This window comes from Pseudoalteromonas ostreae, from assembly GCF_018069805.1.
GTDB lineage: Bacteria > Pseudomonadota > Gammaproteobacteria > Enterobacterales > Alteromonadaceae > Pseudoalteromonas > Pseudoalteromonas ostreae.
Genome location: NZ_JAGPYN010000001.1, coordinates 21723 through 41723, shown reverse-complemented (window position 1 = coordinate 41723; position 20001 = coordinate 21723). Strand labels below are relative to the sequence as shown.

16 protein-coding genes and 2 pseudogenes are annotated in these 20001 nt (G+C 40.2%); 13 read left to right on the top strand and 5 right to left on the bottom strand.

Features of this window, described 5'->3' with window-relative positions:
• Positions 1-131 precede the first annotated feature (131 nt).
• The 7 genes and pseudogenes from J7338_RS00170 to J7338_RS00140 all read left to right on the top strand — a co-directional run bounded on the left by J7338_RS00170 (position 132) and on the right by J7338_RS00140 (position 6325).
• A complete protein-coding gene (locus tag J7338_RS00170) occupies positions 132-893 on the top strand; it encodes a hypothetical protein (RefSeq protein ID WP_228732883.1) in 762 nt (253 codons plus the stop codon).
• 10 nt (positions 894-903) lie between these two features.
• Positions 904-1920 (top strand): DUF6843 domain-containing protein, encoded by a 1017-nt coding sequence (locus J7338_RS00165; RefSeq protein WP_210794462.1) that lies wholly within the window; start codon positions 904-906, stop codon positions 1918-1920.
• 77 nt (positions 1921-1997) lie between these two features.
• Positions 1998-2555, top strand: coding sequence for a DUF6843 domain-containing protein (locus tag J7338_RS00160; protein ID WP_210794460.1), 558 nt, complete (start codon positions 1998-2000; stop codon positions 2553-2555).
• 21 nt (positions 2556-2576) lie between these two features.
• Positions 2577-3017: pseudogene (locus tag J7338_RS00155) on the top strand (DUF6843 domain-containing protein); the annotation flags it as partial.
• Positions 3018-3067: 50 nt separating this feature from the next.
• A pseudogene (locus J7338_RS00150) lies at positions 3068-3232 on the top strand (DsbA family oxidoreductase); the annotation flags it as partial.
• A 203-nt stretch (positions 3233-3435) separates the two neighbouring features.
• Entirely contained in the window at positions 3436-4647 is a 1212-nt protein-coding gene (locus J7338_RS00145) for a hypothetical protein (RefSeq protein ID WP_228732882.1), read from the top strand.
• A 265-nt stretch (positions 4648-4912) separates the two neighbouring features.
• Positions 4913-6325, top strand: coding sequence for a YfcC family protein (locus tag J7338_RS00140; RefSeq protein WP_210794456.1), 1413 nt, complete (start codon positions 4913-4915; stop codon positions 6323-6325).
• A 127-nt stretch (positions 6326-6452) separates the two neighbouring features.
• Here J7338_RS00140 and ppiC read toward each other — a convergent pair whose 3' ends face one another.
• From ppiC to J7338_RS00125, 3 genes are all read right to left on the bottom strand, one after another.
• Positions 6453-6731: a peptidylprolyl isomerase PpiC gene (gene ppiC, locus J7338_RS00135; protein ID WP_210794454.1), complete on the bottom strand. Its 279-nt coding sequence runs from the start codon at positions 6729-6731 to the stop codon at positions 6453-6455.
• 53 nt (positions 6732-6784) lie between these two features.
• Positions 6785-7210, bottom strand: coding sequence for a thiol-disulfide oxidoreductase DCC family protein (locus J7338_RS00130; RefSeq protein WP_210794452.1), 426 nt, complete (start codon positions 7208-7210; stop codon positions 6785-6787).
• An 88-nt stretch (positions 7211-7298) separates the two neighbouring features.
• The gene (locus tag J7338_RS00125) at positions 7299-7910 is read right to left on the bottom strand and encodes a LysE family translocator (RefSeq protein ID WP_210794450.1); all 612 of its coding nucleotides are present in this window, start codon (positions 7908-7910) and stop codon (positions 7299-7301) included.
• Positions 7911-8239: 329 nt separating this feature from the next.
• On the opposite strand from J7338_RS00125, the gene J7338_RS00120 reads away from it, so the two are divergent.
• From J7338_RS00120 to J7338_RS00105, 4 genes are read left to right on the top strand one after another with little or no spacing between them, the layout of a single operon-like run.
• On the top strand, positions 8240-9052 hold the full coding sequence (locus J7338_RS00120; RefSeq protein WP_210794448.1) for a hypothetical protein: 813 nt from the start codon (positions 8240-8242) through the stop codon (positions 9050-9052).
• On the top strand, positions 9053-10093 hold the full coding sequence (locus tag J7338_RS00115) for an extracellular solute-binding protein (protein WP_210794446.1): 1041 nt from the start codon (positions 9053-9055) through the stop codon (positions 10091-10093). It begins immediately after the preceding gene.
• Positions 10093-11592, top strand: a complete 1500-nt coding sequence (locus J7338_RS00110; protein ID WP_210794444.1) for an ABC transporter permease — start codon at positions 10093-10095, stop codon at positions 11590-11592. Before J7338_RS00115 ends, J7338_RS00110 begins: the two co-directional genes overlap by 1 nt.
• A gap of 14 nt (positions 11593-11606) precedes the next feature.
• Complete coding sequence (locus J7338_RS00105; protein ID WP_210794442.1) at positions 11607-12623, top strand: ABC transporter ATP-binding protein; 1017 nt, start codon at positions 11607-11609, stop codon at positions 12621-12623.
• 88 nt (positions 12624-12711) lie between these two features.
• On the opposite strand, the gene J7338_RS00100 is transcribed toward J7338_RS00105, so the two are convergent.
• Positions 12712-15501, bottom strand: a complete 2790-nt coding sequence (locus J7338_RS00100; protein ID WP_210794441.1) for a collagenase — start codon at positions 15499-15501, stop codon at positions 12712-12714.
• Between the two features lie 423 nt (positions 15502-15924).
• On the opposite strand from J7338_RS00100, the gene J7338_RS00095 reads away from it, so the two are divergent.
• Positions 15925-16956 carry a LacI family DNA-binding transcriptional regulator gene (locus J7338_RS00095; RefSeq protein WP_210794439.1) on the top strand — a complete coding sequence of 344 codons (1032 nt, stop codon included), beginning with the start codon at positions 15925-15927 and terminating at the stop codon, positions 16954-16956.
• A gap of 25 nt (positions 16957-16981) precedes the next feature.
• On the opposite strand, the gene gtfA is transcribed toward J7338_RS00095, so the two are convergent.
• Positions 16982-18454 carry a sucrose phosphorylase gene (gene gtfA / locus J7338_RS00090; protein ID WP_210794437.1) on the bottom strand — a complete coding sequence of 491 codons (1473 nt, stop codon included), beginning with the start codon at positions 18452-18454 and terminating at the stop codon, positions 16982-16984.
• Positions 18455-18631: 177 nt separating this feature from the next.
• Here gtfA and J7338_RS00085 point away from each other — a divergent pair, with 177 nt between their 5' ends.
• Positions 18632-19861 carry an MFS transporter gene (locus tag J7338_RS00085; protein WP_210794435.1) on the top strand — a complete coding sequence of 410 codons (1230 nt, stop codon included), beginning with the start codon at positions 18632-18634 and terminating at the stop codon, positions 19859-19861.
• Positions 19862-20001 lie beyond the last annotated feature (140 nt).

The following is a 20001-nucleotide window of genomic DNA, read 5'->3' as shown; positions in this document are numbered from 1 at the left end:
GTTAACAAACAACCTCGATGTTACCCTATTCGAAACGGATTTGAATTTATTGATAAATGGAACTTAATCTATGGCTATTCAATTAGCAAATTACGAAATTAATATACGATCATTTCACCCTGAAAAAGACTTTGGCTGGTCTATGGTTTGAAGGTGATAATCGGGGGTTTTCGCTTAAACCGAGTGGTGTTGCACCTATAACCTCAAGAATTTGGCATAAATTAACGTTATCCACTAAAAAAACGATGATCACTACTCGGACTAAATCAGACCCATCAAAAGCACCTTGGGGAGATACAAAAAAAACATATGATGATTATTTAGCGCCAAAAGATAGTGCTCATCTTAAATACAAAAAACTCCTCAATGGTAATCAACAATATAAAATTACAGGGCAATATGGTGGCGTGAATCATGCTATGCCAGGCTCTTCTGAGATGCAAGAAAAACTAGGTTTATCTTACGTACCCACTTTAAATGTTAAATATAAAATTATTATAGATATTGATACTGTTAACGCCCACATGGATATTGTAACTTATATCACGGGCGATGCGTTTCCAAACTGTGAAGCATTTATTGTCGGCCCTAGTGGGCAAGCTATTTCACTGGGTATACATGTTCGTAAAGGTGCGCCACCATTAAGTTTATCTTTGAATGCGGACTTCCCTATGATCGCAAGTGCACTGCGTTTACCGCTTAACAACAATGGCAGCTTTAAAGGTACCGTGGGTGATGAATTATTTCGCCAAGCAAATAAATACCCTAAATTAAGTTATCATAAAATAGTCGATTGGAATTACCGCTTTACTTCTATTCCTGCAAATAGCGGCCATTGCATGTTGCTCGAAAAAGCAAGTTTAGAAAATTGCTTCAATGGCTTATTTAAATAAAGGCGACTCAATGAAATCTTCCTTTAATGTCCATTTTTTAAAAGTGTTGTTTATTAGTTTAACAATAGCGCTACTTTCTGCTTGTACTGAGATAAGAAAAAGTGAACCTGCAATTTACCTCATACCTGACGGGTATGTTGGCTCTTTATACATCATATTCAACGCGCCAAACGGGCAACCGCCAAAGTATGAAGGCGACTCTCGGGTATATGAAATACCGCCATCTGGTGTACTCGTGACCCAAATGGATGTGAACGAGGGCAGAATTGAAAGTAATAAATTGCGTTTTTATTATGTCAATAAGATAGGCGATAGAACACCTATAACTGAACGTATAACATCAACTATTCATGACACTCCTGAAAATAGAAAAGATAAGAAAATCATCATTTTTGGTGGTGGGTTAGGCGAAGTAGAGCCAATAAATAATTGTCAAATCAATGATCAGAGTTTTGTTATAGGTAGAAAATCAGATCTCCTCGATAGCAAGAATATGTTTGATATATTTGATGCTATCAAGCTTAAAAATAGCGATGGAAAATTTTTTGATAACATCTGCCCGGATAGAAAAAGAGCCTCTCCTGCGGTTTATCTTATACCTGAAAACTATAAAGGCACTTTTTACATTGTTTATAACGCACCTAAAGGCACACCCGCTAAATATGAGAACGGCGTTCCTGTTTTTGCAATACCGCCATCAGGTATGCTAGTAACACAGGCAAAAAGCAGTGCTGTTTGGGAAGAGAACCCGCCCAATTGGCATTTCTATTATGTAAATAACGCAGGTGACAGACCCCCTATTGAAGGTCGTTGGTCATCCGATAATGTAACAGAAGGATTAGTGACATTTCATACCTCAGTAGGTGCATTTGAACCAACTAAGGGGTGTAATGCTCGTTTCCAAGAGTTTGCTATCGGTACCTCTGAAGAGATAACTAAAAACACACTTTATTTTGATATATATGGTGAAAAAGGAATAAAAAATATGGATAAATCTATTTTTAAAGGCGCCTGTTTCTTATATTAAATTGCATTAAACAAACGCTTCAGTTTGAAGTTTATCTAATGCATATTGAAAATAGAGGCTTAAATAAAGGCGACTCAATGAAATCTTCCTTTAATGTTCGTTTTTTTAAAATGTTGTATATGAGTATCCTGATAGCGTTATTATCTGCTTGTACAGAAGTAAAAAAAAGAGAGCCTGCAATTTACCTCATACCTGAAGGGTATGTTGGCTCTTTATACATCATATTCAACGCGCCAAACGGGCAACCGCCGAAGTACGAAGGCAACTCTCGGGTATATGATATACCGCCATCTGGTGTGCTCGTGACGCAAATGGATGCTAACGAGGGCTGGATTGAAACTAGCAAAATACAGTACTTTTACGTAAGTAATACAAATGAAAGAACACCTATAAGTGAAGACTCTGCACTAAAAGAGCAAGATGCGACAAACAACGATATAGGAAAAACAAGAACGGTGTATGTGGGTGGCTTAGGTCAATCGGGTCCAATATATGGCTGCACTGTAATTAATCAAAACTTTACGGTTGGCACAAATGCTGAGCAGACCGACAGCAGGAACTTGCTCAATATATACGATGCTATAAAGCTCAACAATATAGATGAAAAACTTTTTGATGGTATGTGTTCAAATTGAAAAAGAGCCTCTCCTGCTGTTTATCTTATACCTGAAAACTATAAAGGTACTTTTTACATTGTTTATAACGCACCTAAAGACACACCCGCTAAATATGAAAATGGCGTTCCCGTTTTTTCAATTCCACCATCAGGTTTGCTAGTAACGCAGGCAAAAAACAGTGCCATTTGGGAAGAAAACCCGCCCAATCGGTATTTCTATTATGTTAATAATAAAGGTGACAGAACGCCTATTAAAGGCCGTTGGCATGATGACATAGAAAATACTTCTGAATATAGGAGCAGTACGCAGTTAACTACGTTTCATACGAACGTGGGTGAAGTTGTACTTGCAAAAAAATGCAGTGCCCATGCACAGCTATTTGCAGTGGGACAAGTCAGTGATATTTTTGACAGCCAATTCCAGTTTGATTTAAGCAAACATCTTGATACTTCATTTTATGAAAAAATATGTGCTAAATAATAAATTGAGACGAGTCAGTAAACTTATAATTTCCTGTCAAATACTGTACGTACTTTCAAGTGGTTCGTAGCGAGCAAAGTACGCTACAACAGATAGGCATTACCTCAGTGCCAACTTTTATCATTAACGAGCAATACGCGCTTACTGGCGGCCAACCAAGCGATGCATTTGTGCAAGCCTTTAAACAAATCGCCGAGCAAGAAGCACAGCAGTAAAGCGAATTAGTTATACAGTCTTACTTATGTAACTCTTGGTATTATTAACCATCATGTAATATGCTGTAATAAACGTTTTTTTAACACTCTCCTACAGTAGATTGTGAAATATTCAACTGGAGAAAGCTATGAAAACATATTTCAAAAGGAAGCGTATCTTAACATGTCAGAGTAATTTCATAAAAAACACGCAACGAAAGTTTATGGTGGCGTCACTTTTTTTAATTACATCATCGCAATTCGTCAATGCGACAACTTATCAAATGACGACGCCTGCAAATGATGATGGGCAAGGCAATTTTGTTTTTTTTGATAGACACTTTGTCGATTGCGGTAGTGATGCAATCAATTCTTTACATCTAATTAGGCCATCAGCAGCACAAATTGCCTATGAGTATGGATGTACTGTGCTGAGTAACGCTATTAATAATAATGTATACACTCCCGCTAATGATGATGGTGGCGGTAACGTTATATTTTTAGATCGCCATACTGTAAATTGCGAAGATAAGGCGCTGCAATATTTACATTTACAAAGAGTAACGGCCAGCACTGTTCAGTACCATTATCAATGTAGTGACAAAAGATTAAGTAACGTGAACGATTATTTCACTCCAGCTAATGAAGATGGTAGTGGTAATGCCATCTACCTCGATAGACATAATGTAAGTTGCCCTGCAAGTCAGGTGCTCAGCTACCTTAGACTCGAAAGACCAACAGCCAATACGATGCGCTATCACTATAAGTGTGGCACATATAATGAAGCGACAACTTATGGGTTTACCGACGCTTATGCAGCGCCCTATTGGAGTATCACAGGCGTTGCCACAGCAAATATGTCTGAATCAGCTTTGAGTGCATCCGTAAATTATGGCGGTGGTGTAACAGCTTCAATAACAATACCAGAAAGTGGGGCTATTAACTTTGATTGGAATATGACTATAAGTTCTGCAGGCCAGTATGGAGATGTGATCCGCTACGTTATAAATGGCGTTAATTACGACTTATCTACAGCAGGTAGCGCTTCAGGCGCAGCTGAAAATATTGCCGTAAGCTCTGGAGACATATTTGAATTTTTAACGTGGGGGACAACCAAATCATCAAGTTATAACGCAACGTTTAGTAATTTTAGTTTTGTTCCTGACACTACTATGATCCACCCTCAATGCGCTTTTTTTGGTGACAATCAAGGTCGTAATGATGCTGGTTTTACAGGGCAAACTTTTGTTTATCACAACTCCAGTTATGGTAGCGATAGATTTATGTGGGATGGAATATCTAAAGGCGAAGTACCGATTGGTACGGACTCTGTAACCGATGCAGAAGGCAACGTATTTACATTAGGTGCACAGGTTTCACATCCATACTCTGATTTATGGTATTACGAAATTTGCGCAAATATGCCGCAGCAATAGCATATTGGCTACCGCTTAAGTAAAGCCAATCTGACCATTTTGTATTTTGATTCAAAAAGGTTAACTCATTAGAGCTAACCTTTGTGCTTACATCATAGTAGCTCAAAAAGTAATAAACTAAGCTTATATCAAGTCAACTCAACCCCGTTACATTCCTTTACAGTCTGACTGTTGCTATTTTTATTGTGATTTTATAAGTCGTGTTATCCTTAACAAAAAACAGCGTTTATATTTTCGCTGCACTAATTATAAAAATGGAGGACATATGAGTAATTCTTTTAAAGTGCCGCATACTTTAATTTTACTGCTGGGCATGATGGTCACTGCGTTAGTTGCTACGTGGCTAGTACCGCAAGGATTTTTTGATACTACATTATCTGATTCTGGCCGAGAAATGGTGATCGCCGGCACCTATCAAACTGTTGCAGAACGTCATTATTTGACCCCATGGGATTTATTAACCGCTATTCCGCGTGCTTTTGCCGCTGCGCAAGATGTGATCTTTTTTGTATTGATTGTTGGCGGCGTACTTGCCATTGCCCGTGCTACCGGCACGGTTGATGCGTTGATTGGTCGTTTACTTGAACGCCATGGTAAACAACCACAACGACTTATTTTTATGGTGGTGTTTTGCTTTGCCTTAGCATCGAGCAGCATTGGTACTGCGGGAGAATACATTCCGTTTGTGCTGATTTTAGTCGCTTTGTGTAAAGCCATGCGCCTTGATGCAATGACTGCGGTCGGTATGATTGTGGCAGGTTACGGGATTGGTTATGGGGTATCGGCGTTTAACCCGTTTACGGTGTTAATTGCTCAGCAAATTGCTGAAATTCCAGTGTATTCTGGCTTATGGTTACGTTTGGCGATATTCGTGCCGTTTGTATTAATTGGCTTTCATCATGTGTGGCAATACACTAAAAAGGTCGCAAACGATCCAAGTAAATCCATGATGCTTGATGTACCTTGCCCTTTAAGCGATAAAGCAACACCGCAGTATCCTGTACTTGCGCTGCGCCATAAACTAATTTTAGGCAGTTTTATCATCACTCTTGCTGTCGCTGTGTGGGGTATTGCCACTAAAGGTTGGTACTTATACGAGCTAGGCGGTGTATTTATTGCCTGGGGTGCGATTGTTGCTGTACTGGGGCGCTTATCAGCAGATGAAACTGCCAACCGTTTTATTGAAGGGGTCTCAGATCTCGTGACTACTGCTATTTTAATTGGTGTGGCCCGTGGTATTGCCTTGATACTGGAAGATGGGCAAATTTTGCATAGTTTAGTGCATGGTATGTCGCTACCACTTTCGTATGTGAGCGCCGAGATCTCAGCCATTGGCATGTTAGTCATTCAAACAATACTCAATACTTTTATTCCATCAGGCTCTGGCCAAGCGTATGTGACTATGCCGCTGATGGCCCCGCTGGGCGATTTAGTCGGCGTGCCACGCCAAGTGGCTGTACTTGCCTATCAATTTGGCGATGGCTTTTCAAATATGATCATCCCAACTAATGCAGTATTAATGGGAATTTTAGGGATGGCGGGCGTACCTTACGGCCATTGGTTCCGCTTTTGTTTACCATTGTTACTTAAGTTAATGTTAGCTGCATCAATTGTATTAGTGCTTGCAGTAATGTTTGGTTACGGCTTAGATGTACAACCAAGTGCCGTTGGAAGCTAAACTTGCTAGATGCTTATACAAAAAACCACCTTTATTAGGTGGTTTTTTTCGTTTAAATCAAAGTCACTCGTTTTTCTAGCTAACTTTACTCTCGCTAGCTTTACTCTCACTAACTCGTCACTAAATTCTAAGTCCTATATAACACTTTAACTACATGCCAACCGAATTTGGTTTTTACTAAATGTGGCTCTAAGATCTCAGCACTAAAAGCGACTTTATCAAACTGTGGAACCATTTGGCCGCGTTTAAACTCGCCTAAATCACCGCCTTTTTTACCTGACGGGCAGGTTGAATGCTTTTTAGCGAGCACTTGAAACTTAGCGCCTTTTTTAAGCTGTTTGATAATGTCTTCGGCAAGCTCTTTATGCTTAACCAAAATATGTAATGCGTGTGCAGTGCTGGCCATGATCTATCTCTAGTAAATTTAACTGCGCCAATTTTATCACAACATTTATTGGCTTATAAGTAATGCTGCTCACAGTCATCACTTGGCAACCGACAATAATCATATTTACCAAATAAACGATATCGATTCAACGCAATGCGATCGTACAGCCAATTTCGCAAGCGTTTGGGTATTATTCGCAAAATTTTAGCTACCTGCCACGACCAACCTAACTGAGTTACAATATCAATAAATGCATCACTTTGCGTAATACATTGATTATTTTCAATATAAATCATGGTTTTATAATTATCAGTTGCATAGTTAAAGTAGTTAAGTATCGCTTGCCCTTTTAAAGACTGCACACTGCATAGTTTAAAATGCAGCTGCTTGTCGTGTTTAATAATAAAATTGCACCACGCACTACAAAGTCGACATTGCCCATCAAATAGAATAATTTTATTATTTTGAATGAGTTGCTGTGTATTTGGCGCGAGCATGTGTAGCTCCTTTATAATCCCCGACAACATTGCGGCATTAAGGTCAATCTAAACAATAAGGGCATCATGTTTTGGCTTACATACTACACTATTTACTTGACGCTGCTAGGCCCACTCCAAACCCAACAAACACACCACCGCTGACTTTATTGAGAATAGCACTGCCTTTTTCAGAGCAAAGCTTGGATTTAGCATAAGTGGCACTAAGCGCATAAACAGTATGAATAGCAATAACTAGACAACTAAAAGTTAGCGAAAGTAAAATAAATTGCGGGACATACGCTTCGTTTAGGTTAATAAATTGAGGAAATATTGACATAAAAAAGATCACCGCTTTTGGGTTCGATATTGAAACGAAGAAACCTTCCATAAAACATCTCAGCAAAGAGTTTTGTTGCGCTGCAACATGCGCATTCGTTTTCGGTTTACTGCGGAACATTTTCACACCAAGATAAATCAGGTATACGGCGCCAACAATTTTCACTACATTAAACGCAAAGGCAGAGGTTGCCAAAATTATACCTAAACTGCTTGCTGAAATAATCGCGACTAAGAGAATTGCTAATGCAACACCAAAAACGCCTGCCAAGGTCTTAATAAAACCTCTTTGCATTGCATTATTTAAAGTCAGCATTACAGCAGGCCCAGGTAATAAAACAGTTGCAGCAGCGACGCCTATATAAATTAAATAATTTTCCACATTTCCTCCAAACCTAAAAGGGGCTGTTCAAATTAACAGCTGTGTGGCACAAACTTTATCGGAGTCACTACTTGCTTGCAATCTCTCAATCGCTTTTTTATAGGTTATAAGTTTTAAAATGTATTTATTTGTTACTTTTGTTCATAAATCACTCAACTGCGCCACACAGGTAGTTAGCATTAAATCTATATACCTTATTAAATACAAAAAACACTTTAGAAACAAAGATAAAATAGACATTTAATGGTAAATTTAGGTATATTGCTTTTAATCATTTTTATCGATATGATAATGGCTATCATTTACAATTACCTTTCGGATCCTCAGTTATGAAAGCAGTATTCAAATCAGCTACAACTTTAGGTGTCAGCCTTCTTTTAATGTCAACATTTGTTGCACAACCTGTATTGGCAAATGGCCCAATTGGCGAACATGTAAATCACCTACAAGCAAATATAAAAGATTACTCAGAAGAAGTTGAATGGATGATCGGCAAAGTCGATACCATGGTAAGCGACTACGAAAGCAAAGGCGCAAAAGCAGTAAAAAGCGATGACTTAATCGAATATTGGGAATCAGTGAAGTTCCATAGCGCAATTGAAACAAATTACGTACCTGTCTATGCTTCAATCTGGCAAGGTATTTACGGCGTAAAAATGGCTATTGATAACAACAAGCCAGCAGCCGAAGCACGTAAGCAACAAGCGGCCATCAACGCTGCGTTGTGGCAAGGTCTTGGCGCAGTTAAACTAGCGGCGCAATTCCAACAAAAAGGTTTGCTAGCAAACGTTAAAGCTACTGCAACGGCTGGTATGACTCAAAGTGCCACGATTGATGAAATTAAGCATAAGCTTGACCGTGTTGTTGCTAAATATGCAGAGCGTTTAAGTGATGAAGCAACCAGCATTGTGCACGATACTTACCTTCACCTATTTGAAGGTGTTGAAGGTACGCTTATCGAACAAGATGCCAAACTTGTTGAAGTACTAGAAAAAGATTTTAACGTGACGCTACCTAAAGCAATTGCTGATAACAAAAGCGTTGATGAAGTACGTGATGTGATAAATGACATGCACACGAAATTAGACCGCGCCAAGGTATTACTCGAAAAAGCCGAAAAAGCACGTAAGGATGTATTTTAAGTGAAGCGTAGGACTTTTATACAAGGCCTAGCTGCGTTTGGGGCAATCGCTGCATTACCATTGCCTCTTTCTCGCGCACTAGCTGCCAACATAGCAAACCCAGTGTCTGTTAATGAGTTACCAAAACTTGAAGGTGAGCTGACCTTATACCTAGGTCGTGGTGAAGGTGGTTTGTATGAAAATGTGCTACAAGCAATTCAAGACAGAAACCCTAATTTTAAACTAGGCATTCGTCGTGGCCCTACAGCAGCTTTAGCCAATACAATTGTTGCTGAAGCAAAAGCAGGGGTGCGTAGAGCCGATTTGTTTTGGGCTGTTGATTCTGGCGCTATTGGCTTGGTTTCAGATGCCGGCCTTGCACAACCAATTCCGAATGATTTATCGGCGCAGTTGCAACCACAGTTTCGCTATAAAGATTGGGCCCCGGTCACCGGTCGTGTGCGCACCATACCCTATAACACTTCGCGTTTAAGCAAAGAGCAAATTCCAACCAGTATAATGGACATTGCTGATAGTGATTTAAGCATTGGCTGGGCACCTGCGTATGCATCGTTTCAATCATTTGTAACGGCAATGCGTATTCTCGAAGGTGACGATAAAACAGCGAAATGGCTGAAAAAGATTAAGAAGCGTGCTAAAACCTATGCTGGTGAGTTGGGTGTAGTAATGGCCGTTGAACGTGGTGAAGTTGATATTGGTTTTGCTAATCACTATTACACCTTACGTTTAAAATCAGGCAAACCAGATGCCAAACTTGATTTAGCATTTACCCAACAAGATGCTGGCTGTTTAGTCAATGCATCAGGTATTTTGGCATTGAACGACGACCCTCTTGCCACTCACTTTATGCGCTATTTATTAAGCATCGAAGTGCAAGGTTACTTGGCTCGTGAAGCCTATGAAATTCCGCTGGTCAATGGTGTCCCTCTACCTGAAGGGTTACCATCTTTAGCCAATATTTCACCACCCAAAGTGGACTTAACACAGTTAGCTGATCTTCGGCCAACCATAGCTTTGATGCGAAATAGCGGCGTACTGTAATGCGACTACCAGCTTCTTACCCAATGGCGCTGCTTGCAGCGCTTATTGTTTTATCTCCTATCTTTATTTTAATAACGCTGGCCACTGATGCCAGCTCTTTGTTTGATAATCATAATTTAAGTATTCTCGGCAATACTTTGTCCTTGATGGTATTAACAGTCATTGGTTCTATTTTAATCGGCGTACCGTTAGCTTTTATTAGTGCATATGTGCGTTTACCGTTTAAAAAAGTATGGCTGGTGTTTTTTGCCGCGCCTCTAGCCATTCCCAGTTACATTGGTGCATTTACCCTTTATGCGGCTTTTGGCTCCGGCGGAGAGATACATAATCTACTTGGTATTGAACTGCCATCGATGGATGGACTCAGCGGCGCAGCTATTGTCATGACTCTTTATACATTTCCATTTGTAATGATGACTACCCGCTCATCTTTACTTAGTCTTGATGCAAGCATGGTTAATGCGGCCCGCACCTTAGGTATGTCGATGACCGAAAGTGTATTTAAAGTCATTTTACCCCGTGTAGTAAATGGCATTGCCGCAGGTTCGTTATTGGTCGCACTGTATACTTTGTCTGACTTTGGCACACCTGCAATGATGCGCCTTGATACCTTTACCCGGGTTATTTATGTCGAGTACAATGCGTTTGAGTTAAGTCGTGCGGCAATGTTATCGTTACAGTTGTTGGTGATTGTGGGCTTTTTACTGTTGATTGAGTCACAAATTAAAACGGCTAGCGAACGCCATGGCCGGCCATTAATTTTGTTTCCTAGTAAGTGGCAACTAGCGGCTATGTTTGCCACTTTTGCGCCTATTTTATTATTAGCCATTGGCTTACCTCTGGCGATATTTTCGCTGTGGTTAGCACGTGATGGCTTTAGCTCGTTTGATTTTAGCATAGCGTGGAATTCAGCGTATGCCTCAGCCATTGCTGCAGTGGTTGCGGTGATTGTAGCTATCCCTGTTGCACATGCCGCACTTAGCGGTAAAGCAGGTCGTATCATGGAGCGTGTTACTTACTTTGGTTTTGGTATACCAGGCATTGTAATGGGCACCGCGCTAGTTTACGGTGGTTTGCAATTGCCATTTTTATATCAAACATTAGGGCTGTTGATCATTGCCTATATGCTGCGTTTTTTACCTTTGGCAGTTGGCACGGTGCGTACCAGTACCGAACACCTTGACGCTAGTTTAGTTAAATCAGCTCGAGTCCTTGGCGCCAGCCCTCGAGAGGCATTTACCCGTATTACTTTACCACTGACAATGCGTGGGATCATAGCCGGTGCTGCTTTAGTGTTTTTAGAGTCAATGCGTGAATTAGAAGCCACGTTATTACTTGGCCCTACAGGCTTTGAAACACTGTCAACTTATTTATGGCGTGTTTATGAGGCGGGCTATTTTGGCCGTGCTGCTATTCCTGGGTTATTATTAGTGCTGATCTCTGCATGCGGTTTAGCTATTATGATGTCTGGCGAAAAACGTAACCAACTCGAACATTGAGGATTTAAATACAAATGCTATCTGTAAGCCAGTTGTCTATAGATTATGGCAGTAACCGTGTAGTAAGCGAGCTAAATTTGTTACTTGGTGAAAGTGAAATTCTCATGCTAGTAGGCCCTACGGGCTGTGGTAAAAGCACAATTTTACAAGCACTCGCCGGACTAATCCCTATTAGCGAAGGTGAAATTAACTTAGGTAAATGGCAGGCTACCCCTAAATTGACTGTGCCGCCTGAAAAACGCAGCGTAGGTATGGTATTTCAAGACTTTGCGTTATTCCCTCATTTAACCGTTGAGCAAAACATTGGCTTTCGCTTAAAAGACACCACCATTGCCGATCATTGGATAGCCCTGCTTGGTCTTGATGACTTTCGTAATAAAAAGCCAGCCACCCTTTCAGGCGGTCAAAAACAACGAGTTGCGCTAGCACGTACTCTTGCCCACCAACCTGACTTTGTGTTACTTGATGAGCCGCTTTCAAACCTTGATGCGGCACTAAAAGATATGCTGCGCTGGGATATTCGTAATGCCCTTAAAAAAGCTGGTGTGCCAGCAATTTGGGTAACGCATGATCAAGAAGAAGCTTTATCAATAGGCGATCGTGTGGGTGTGCTCAAGGCCGGAAAAATCCAGCAACTTGATACTCCTGAACGTTGTTTTAGTGTGCCGAACAACCGCTTTGTTGCACGCTTTTTAGGTGAAGCAAGTTTTATTAGTGGCCATTTTGAGAATAATCAAGCAACTACACCCATCGGCAATGTGCCCGCTCACGGCGTAGATTGCCAACAAGGAGAGGTCGATGTGCTACTTCGCCCCGACGATGTCATGCTAGTACAAGGTGAGATCGGCAACAACGGTGTGGTGGTATGGGTACGCTTTGAAGGGGGGAGTCGTTTATGTGCAGTAGAGCTTGCCTGTAAAACAGTGGTTACTAGCCGCGTAAGCCACGAAGTCGTGGTATACCCTGGCGATAGCGTGCATGTATCATTAAGTACTTCACATCCACTCGCAGTGTATAAACGAGCAATCTAAACTCACTTTAACGCTTAAGTTACAACACTAAAAAAGCCCATCTAGATGGGCTTTGCTGTAGGTGCTTTACTTTTTAAATATGATAATTTTAACGACACCCTTGGCTATTAAAATCAACCACTAGACTTGCACCAGCACTATTACCCGACACCTTTAAATAACCCCAATATTGGCTTTGATCGCTAATATAGATACATTCGCTATTGCCGCTATTACTGGACTGAGCCTGTTCATTACTACCATTTGGCCAGCTGCTGTTTGAATAACTTAGGCTGATGTCGCCACTGCCATTAGCGGTGGTTATCGCCACACCACTTTGACTTTGTACGTCAGCAATACTAAACCACATAGGATCGCTGTTACCCAAACAAATCACTTCACCGTCATTTAAACGGCCATTGCTACGACTACCTTGGGTAGCACATGCATCAGGTACATTACTGCTTGCTCCTGTGTATGAAGCGGTTAATTGCACATTATCAAACATGTTATAGCCACGAACCATTACTTGATAAACACCTGCTTGCGCAGGATTTATTACACATTGTTCACTATTACCACCGACATAAGGACGACAATCATAACTATCCATTGTTGGTGTAGCAGCATAACTTACATATAAATCAGCATCGCCTGTGCCACCAGTTAAGTTAAACACTAAGTCGCTGGCACCTTGCGGTACATCAAAGCTGAAATACAACAGCTCATCTTGCTCGCCAGCAATAGTCACTGGTTGATTGTTTATCAACTCGCCGTTACCAACGCTGCTATCTTCTTCAATACTAGCCAATGTTGATGCAGTTTGGCTGGCGCCTTGGTTATCAACAACCGTTAACGATACGCTATATCGCCCTGATGTTGTATAAGTATGCACTGGGTTGGCTTGATTAGAACTACTGCCATCACCAAAACTCCACAGATAACTAACAATTGAGCCGTCACTATCAGTACTGCCATTGCTTGTAAAATTGATTTCATTGTTTTGCACACCGGCATAAGGTCCATTGATGTATGCGATTGGTGGCGTATTAGTGGTTGTGCCTGCAACTAAGTCATCACACCATTGTACAAACTCGTTTTCATAATTATTTGCCCACTGCACCGTTCTCGCTTTATAAGCACTCCAATTACCAATGCGTGTATCTGCAAGCATGGCATTAATTTCACTGTTATGGCGTTCAAACATAAAACGCACGGCCAAGTAACCCCAGCGATAAATACGATCTTGATCAAAACCGTCATAGTTAGTGGCAAATACTTGCGCTAAGGTATAACGCGAACCATCACTGATGGTATTTTTAGCGGCGTCATTGTTATCAAGATTAGCAACATATTCTGCAACGCCTTCTGACCACCACACGATATCTTCAGTTGGTGAATTAAAGTTTCCATATAAGTCAAAACGACCATCTAAGTAATGTACATATTCGTGCTCTAGATTCCACACGTAATGCTCAGCATTGGCGTAGCTCGCCTCATAGGCTATAAAATTAGCTTGATTACCAACAACGGAAGGATCCCCTTCTAAATACATTCCACCATTATTGGTGTTAATGCCAAAAATCGCACCTGCGTATTTACTGTAATCGTCGCTGCTATTAAATATATTTACTTGTAAAAAACTATTGTTGTCATCGGCAACTGGGGTGTTATTGGTGGCAAGTTTAGTGTGGAATAAACCTTCTTCTGTGCCCATTGCAGCACATGCGGCTGCATGTTGTGATGCGGTCATATTTTGTGAACGAATTTTAATAGTGCTACTACAGCTGTAATTTTGCGAAAGCGCTTGCTGAGTCAGTTCATCAACAAAGCCACAAATACCATAGTCATTACAATCAGCGTAATAACTGACAGAATCCGCCGCCGCAAGCCATACGGCATCACCATAGCCAAAGCTGTTATAAGTACTAAAAATCGCTTTTAAACCAGTATCTACAGTCGCCTGAATAGCAGTGCCAGAATACTGCTTAAGACGCGCAAGTTCTTTGGCAGCATTAACAATTAAATACTGTGCGTCAGAGTCAACCATCCACTGCTTTTGAGTAAATGCATTCAGCTTAGTAACTAAATCAGTATCGCTAGCTACTGCTGTAACAAACGTATCATTCCACTGGCCGCGATAAAGTAAAGTAAAAATACCATTCACCGCACTGCGCATATTCCATTTTGCCGCATAGCTTTCGTTAAAGCGCGTTAGCCACTGTTTCACTACATTCAAGTAACGATGTTGCTGTTCAGCGCTGTCCATCGTAATGATCACTTCAGAAAGCGTTTTACCGTGGCCGTCATTATCGTCATAAAAATGGCTGTTGTTTACAAAAGCATCTATCGCATCAATTACGGCAGGCGTAACCCAAGAGCTAAAGCTCACGTTGTCGTTGTAAAATTCCGCATAAAAACCAGCTCGTAAATATAGGAACAATGCCTCTAGTTCAATGTCACCACCACCAGCATAAATCTGTGAGAGTGACTTTGCATGATTAGCAACCGCATACATGTTATCAGAGCTAAATACTTGGTTCTGAATTGATGCTGATGCACTAAATAGTTCATTAACACAGCCACTACCTTGATTTTTAAGCTCAGTAATAATGCTCGTTGAACTAGCATTAGCCAGTGCATTTAAATCGCAGCTGACTGTGGCCGCTTGGCTACGCATCATTAACATACTAAGTTGTTGGGGTTGAGATTGCAGCTGTGGTGATTGCAGCTGTGCTATTGGTGCTTTTTCATTATGACCGTGTTCAACGCCATGGTGATGCACACGCTCAACAATCGCAGCTTGTGGCTTGAATACGCGTTGGTGGGCCGTATTAGCAAGCAGCATAGAACTTGCTCCAAGTAACGGTAACGCCAAAATCAATGTATTAATTTTCATAATTTACCTTTGATAGTTTTGATTATCTCAATCCAGAACGGGTTATTGAGAATGCAATTTGTAACATTTTATTATCATTGTATACAATATATTTTATGCAATGATAATGGGTATTGATACATTAGTTTTATAAAAATAAAAAATACCAGCACTTTATAATCAAAAAAGGTACGAGTGTAAAGATATAAAATGATAAGGCAACTTTGTGAAAGCTCGCCCAAACAGTAACGTGTGAGTTAGTAATCTAGCAGGTATAAAAAAGCCAGTACTTTATTATTAATAACAACCACTTTATAGTTCATTCTTTTTCCTAATACCTAATTACGTAACTTGCTATACACGCTACAATATAATTAACACTTTGATTTAGCGTGAAATATGGTAATTTATTAGTGAATCGCTTTCACTATCATGAGAAGTCGTATGACCCAAAAAAAACATTGGACATTAAAAAGCATCGCCAAAGAATTAGGCGTTTCTAACGCCACCGTTTCAAATGCATTTAATCGTCCAGATCAACTATCAAAAAGTCGTCGCGAGTCTATTTTATTGGCGTGTAAAGAGCTTGGCTATTTTGGCCCCAATAAAGCAGCGCAGTCATTACGCCGTGGTAAATTTAATATTGTTGCGCTGGTATTACCTGACAGTATTGAGTATATGGTGTCGGATCCTGTGGCCAGTAGTTTTATGCGTGGTGTGGCTTCTATCCTTGAAAAAAACAATATTAACTTATTATTATTTTCGGGAAATAGTCAAAACCTTAACAGCGTATTAGATTTTGTTGATGGCTTTATTTGTTATGGTCGTCCGCGTAATCAATCTCTTGTAGATCAATTAAAAATTGTACCCAAACATGTGGTTACCGTTGATTTTGATATAGATCGTAATGCATCAGTAAACATAGATAACGAACAAGCTAGTTATGAAGTGGCTAAACACGTATTAAAAAGCAGTGCTGATCAGGTCGCTATATTGGGACTGCGGTTATTAGATGAAAATGTATTGTGTCGTGTATATGAGCACCATGAATGCGAAGCCGGTCAATCAATTGCACATCAAAGATTACGAGGTTATCAAAAAGCATTAAGCGAAGTTAACATTACCTTAGGTGACGATAGAACTTGGAATATTCCAGAAAGTAGCGAACGTTATGCAAGCATCGCAGCAAAAGAAGCGCTCAACTGCATACCTAGACCCAATGTATTACTTTGTATGAGTGATCTTATTGCCCTCGCGGCAATTCGCGAAGCAGTTAAAATAGGTATAAAAATACCCCAAGAATTGCGAATTGTTGGATTTGATGGCATTGATGAAGCGCAGCGCTCTATGCCAACATTAACAACTATTCATCAAAATAGTGAAGAAAAAGGAGCATTAGCAGCTAATTTATTTATTAGCAAAAAAGAGCAAAAAGCACTTATCAACTACCAATTACAGTTAGGTCATAGTGACTGATAAGTGACTGATTGTAAGGTTTAACTTAGTTTAACAAATCATTTAGTGAGGTGAGTATTTGCTCATTCCCAGTGCGTTCAATTATTAACGCTTCGCGACGTGCAAAATTAACTTTTAGGACAATTTCACTGTCGTTTAATAGCCACTTTAAAGCACAACGATTGTTATCACCTTCAACACTAAACCCACCTGCAAAGGCACTGTGAGTATTACGTATCTCAATTAATTTTAGTAATCCCTGTACAACAGGCTTTGCAAGAGACTGCGCAATGATATCAGCATCTAAATATGGACGATTAATATCACGACCTACATTTGATTTTGCTAGTAACGCCATATCATTTTCAGCTGCGAATAAGCCACCGTAGTAAACTTGTGGTACGCCGGGTGCAAAAAATTGAATCGCGCGCGCAACTAAGTAGTCAAAATCATTTGCGCCTAACGCATTGTAATAGGTGCAATTTACTTGGTACAAGTCGACATTACTGGCAGCAGCCCCGGTTGCTTGGCGGCTTTGGTTATTGCTATTTGCATGAATAGTTTCAACTAGATTATCAATTTGCGCTGCATTTAATAATCCTGGCTTATCACCCATTGGACCCGCATCTATAATGCCAATGCCATCGTGGGTATCGAGTACCGTTAGGCAGTTACGTGGTGAAATATTTAACCACTTTACAAGTGCATCACTATTATTGGTAAATAAGCTGTGCAAAATCAATGGTGGTAATGCGAAGTCATAAACCATATTGACCCGCTTTGCGACGTCAACTTGAGTTTGATAATGGCTGTGAATTTCAGCAATTGTTTCCATACCCAATGCATTAGCTTGCGCCGATAACTTATCTAAATAATCAAACGTTTTATCTAGCATAAAGCAGTTTGTGCCAGCTTGCTTAATCGCGTAACCCGCCGCATCTAAACGAATAATATTAACGTTATTAGCAGAGAACTTCGTTAATACATTATTTAAATACGCAACGCCCGCAGCAACTTTAACGTTAATGTCTATTTGACTATCGGTAAATGTGGTCCAAAAATCATACGTTTGACCATCGCCACATGGCATTGGTGTAAAACAACTGCCAGGGCGCGGGCGATAAATCGCTTTTTGCTCGGCGTCACTCATACCATTTGGAAAGACATCTTCTTTAGTTAAAAATAAATCCCAAAACGGTGATGCTTTACCTTTTTCCAGTACGTCCTGAAACTGAAAAGATTGCGTCGATACGTGGTTTACAATCAAATCGGCCATCAGATCATAGCCAGTCCCTAACACTTGAATGTCTTGCCAAGTACCGATCCGTTCATCCACGGCACTATGATCAATAGGATCAAAGCCTGCATCACTACCATCAATTGGATTATAGAATGGCAATAAGTGCACACCTCCAAACACGCCATGTAATGGGCCATTTAAAAGTGTGGTCAATGCGTTGATATCTTGACCAGTGATTCGATCAGCGTATGTGATCAATTGAACTTTATTCTTCATCATTGTGTGATTACCACGTTGAAACTTAATCGATTAAGATATATCTTTAACTAGCGAGTGAGAATTTACAAGTAATTTTTAATAATTTTACATACAAAAATCGTGGCTCACGTAATACGACAATAAGTAACTAACTGACTTACTGAGTGTAAACTGAGCATTTAACGAGGAAAAAAGTACATGACAAAATCACACACACACGTAAGCAGCGACCCGTTGCAACAAATACGCTGGCTTACATATATGATGTTTTTTATGTTTGCCATGACCTCTGATGCGGTGGGCATGATCATACCTGAACTTATTAAAGAGTTTGGTTTAAGCATGACTCAAGCAAGCGCGTTCCATTATGCACCTATGGCGCTAATTGCTTTTAGTGGATTGTTTTTAGGTTTTTTAGCAGACAGTTTAGGACGTAAAACAACCATCATGCTAGGCCTTTTAATATTTTCAGCGAGCTGTTTTTTGTTTGCGTTTAGCACCAGCTTTACCTTCTTTTTATTACTACTTTGCTGCATAGGCTTAGCCATTGGTTTATTTAAAACGGGTGCGCTTGCGTTACTTGGTGATATTTCACATAGTAACGAAGATCACACTAAAACGATGAATAAGGTAGAAGGCTTTTTTGGCATAGGCGCCATTGTAGGGCCAGCTCTAGTAGGCGTCTTACTGGTACAAAATGTAAGCTGGACTTACCTGTACATTATTGCTGGTGTAATGTGTTTAATTCTCGCTTTACTAGCGTGGCGTGCAGACTACCCAGCCGTTGTAAAAACCACAGCAAAGCCCACCTCGCTTGCCACCACCATGAAAATGATCAAAAATCCGTATGCGCTAGGTTTTTCTCTGGCAATTGCCCTTTACGTGGCCACGGAAGTTGCTATTTATGTATGGATGCCTACGCTGTTAAAGGATTACACTGGCTCTTGGCCACTACTTGCAACCTATGCATTGACAATATTTTTTGTACTGCGTGCCGCAGGGCGATTTATTGCCGTATGGTTATTAAACCGCTATAGCTGGCAAGGTGTTATGGCCTATTTAAGTTTAGGCATTGCACTGTGTTATGTCGGTACATTATTCGGTAGCGTTGATTGGGCTGTGGGTTTACTGCCACTTTCGGGGTTATTTATGTCAATGGTTTATCCGACTTTAAACTCTAAAGGTATATCCTGCTTTGCAGTGCAACAGCACGGTGCTGTGGCGGGCGTGATATTATTTTTTACCGCACTTTCGGCGGCTTTAGCCCCCTTGTTCATGGGTATGATCAGCGATTACTTTGGCCATGTGCGTTACGGTTTTTATTTAGCTACGGGGTTTGCTGTCATTTTATTTTTAGCTATGCTGTTTAATTATTTTAAAGATCCATCAGCAACGGCTTTGCAGCAAGATAACCCTGTAACTGAATAAATCTATATCCTGAGACAATAAAAAATACTTTATAAATCAATGAATAAATAAAAAAAGAGCAAATTAAGCACAAAATAATTTGCTTCTTGTAAAATATTTGTTATTTTCACTTAATCGATTAAGTTAGAATGTAAATCCAA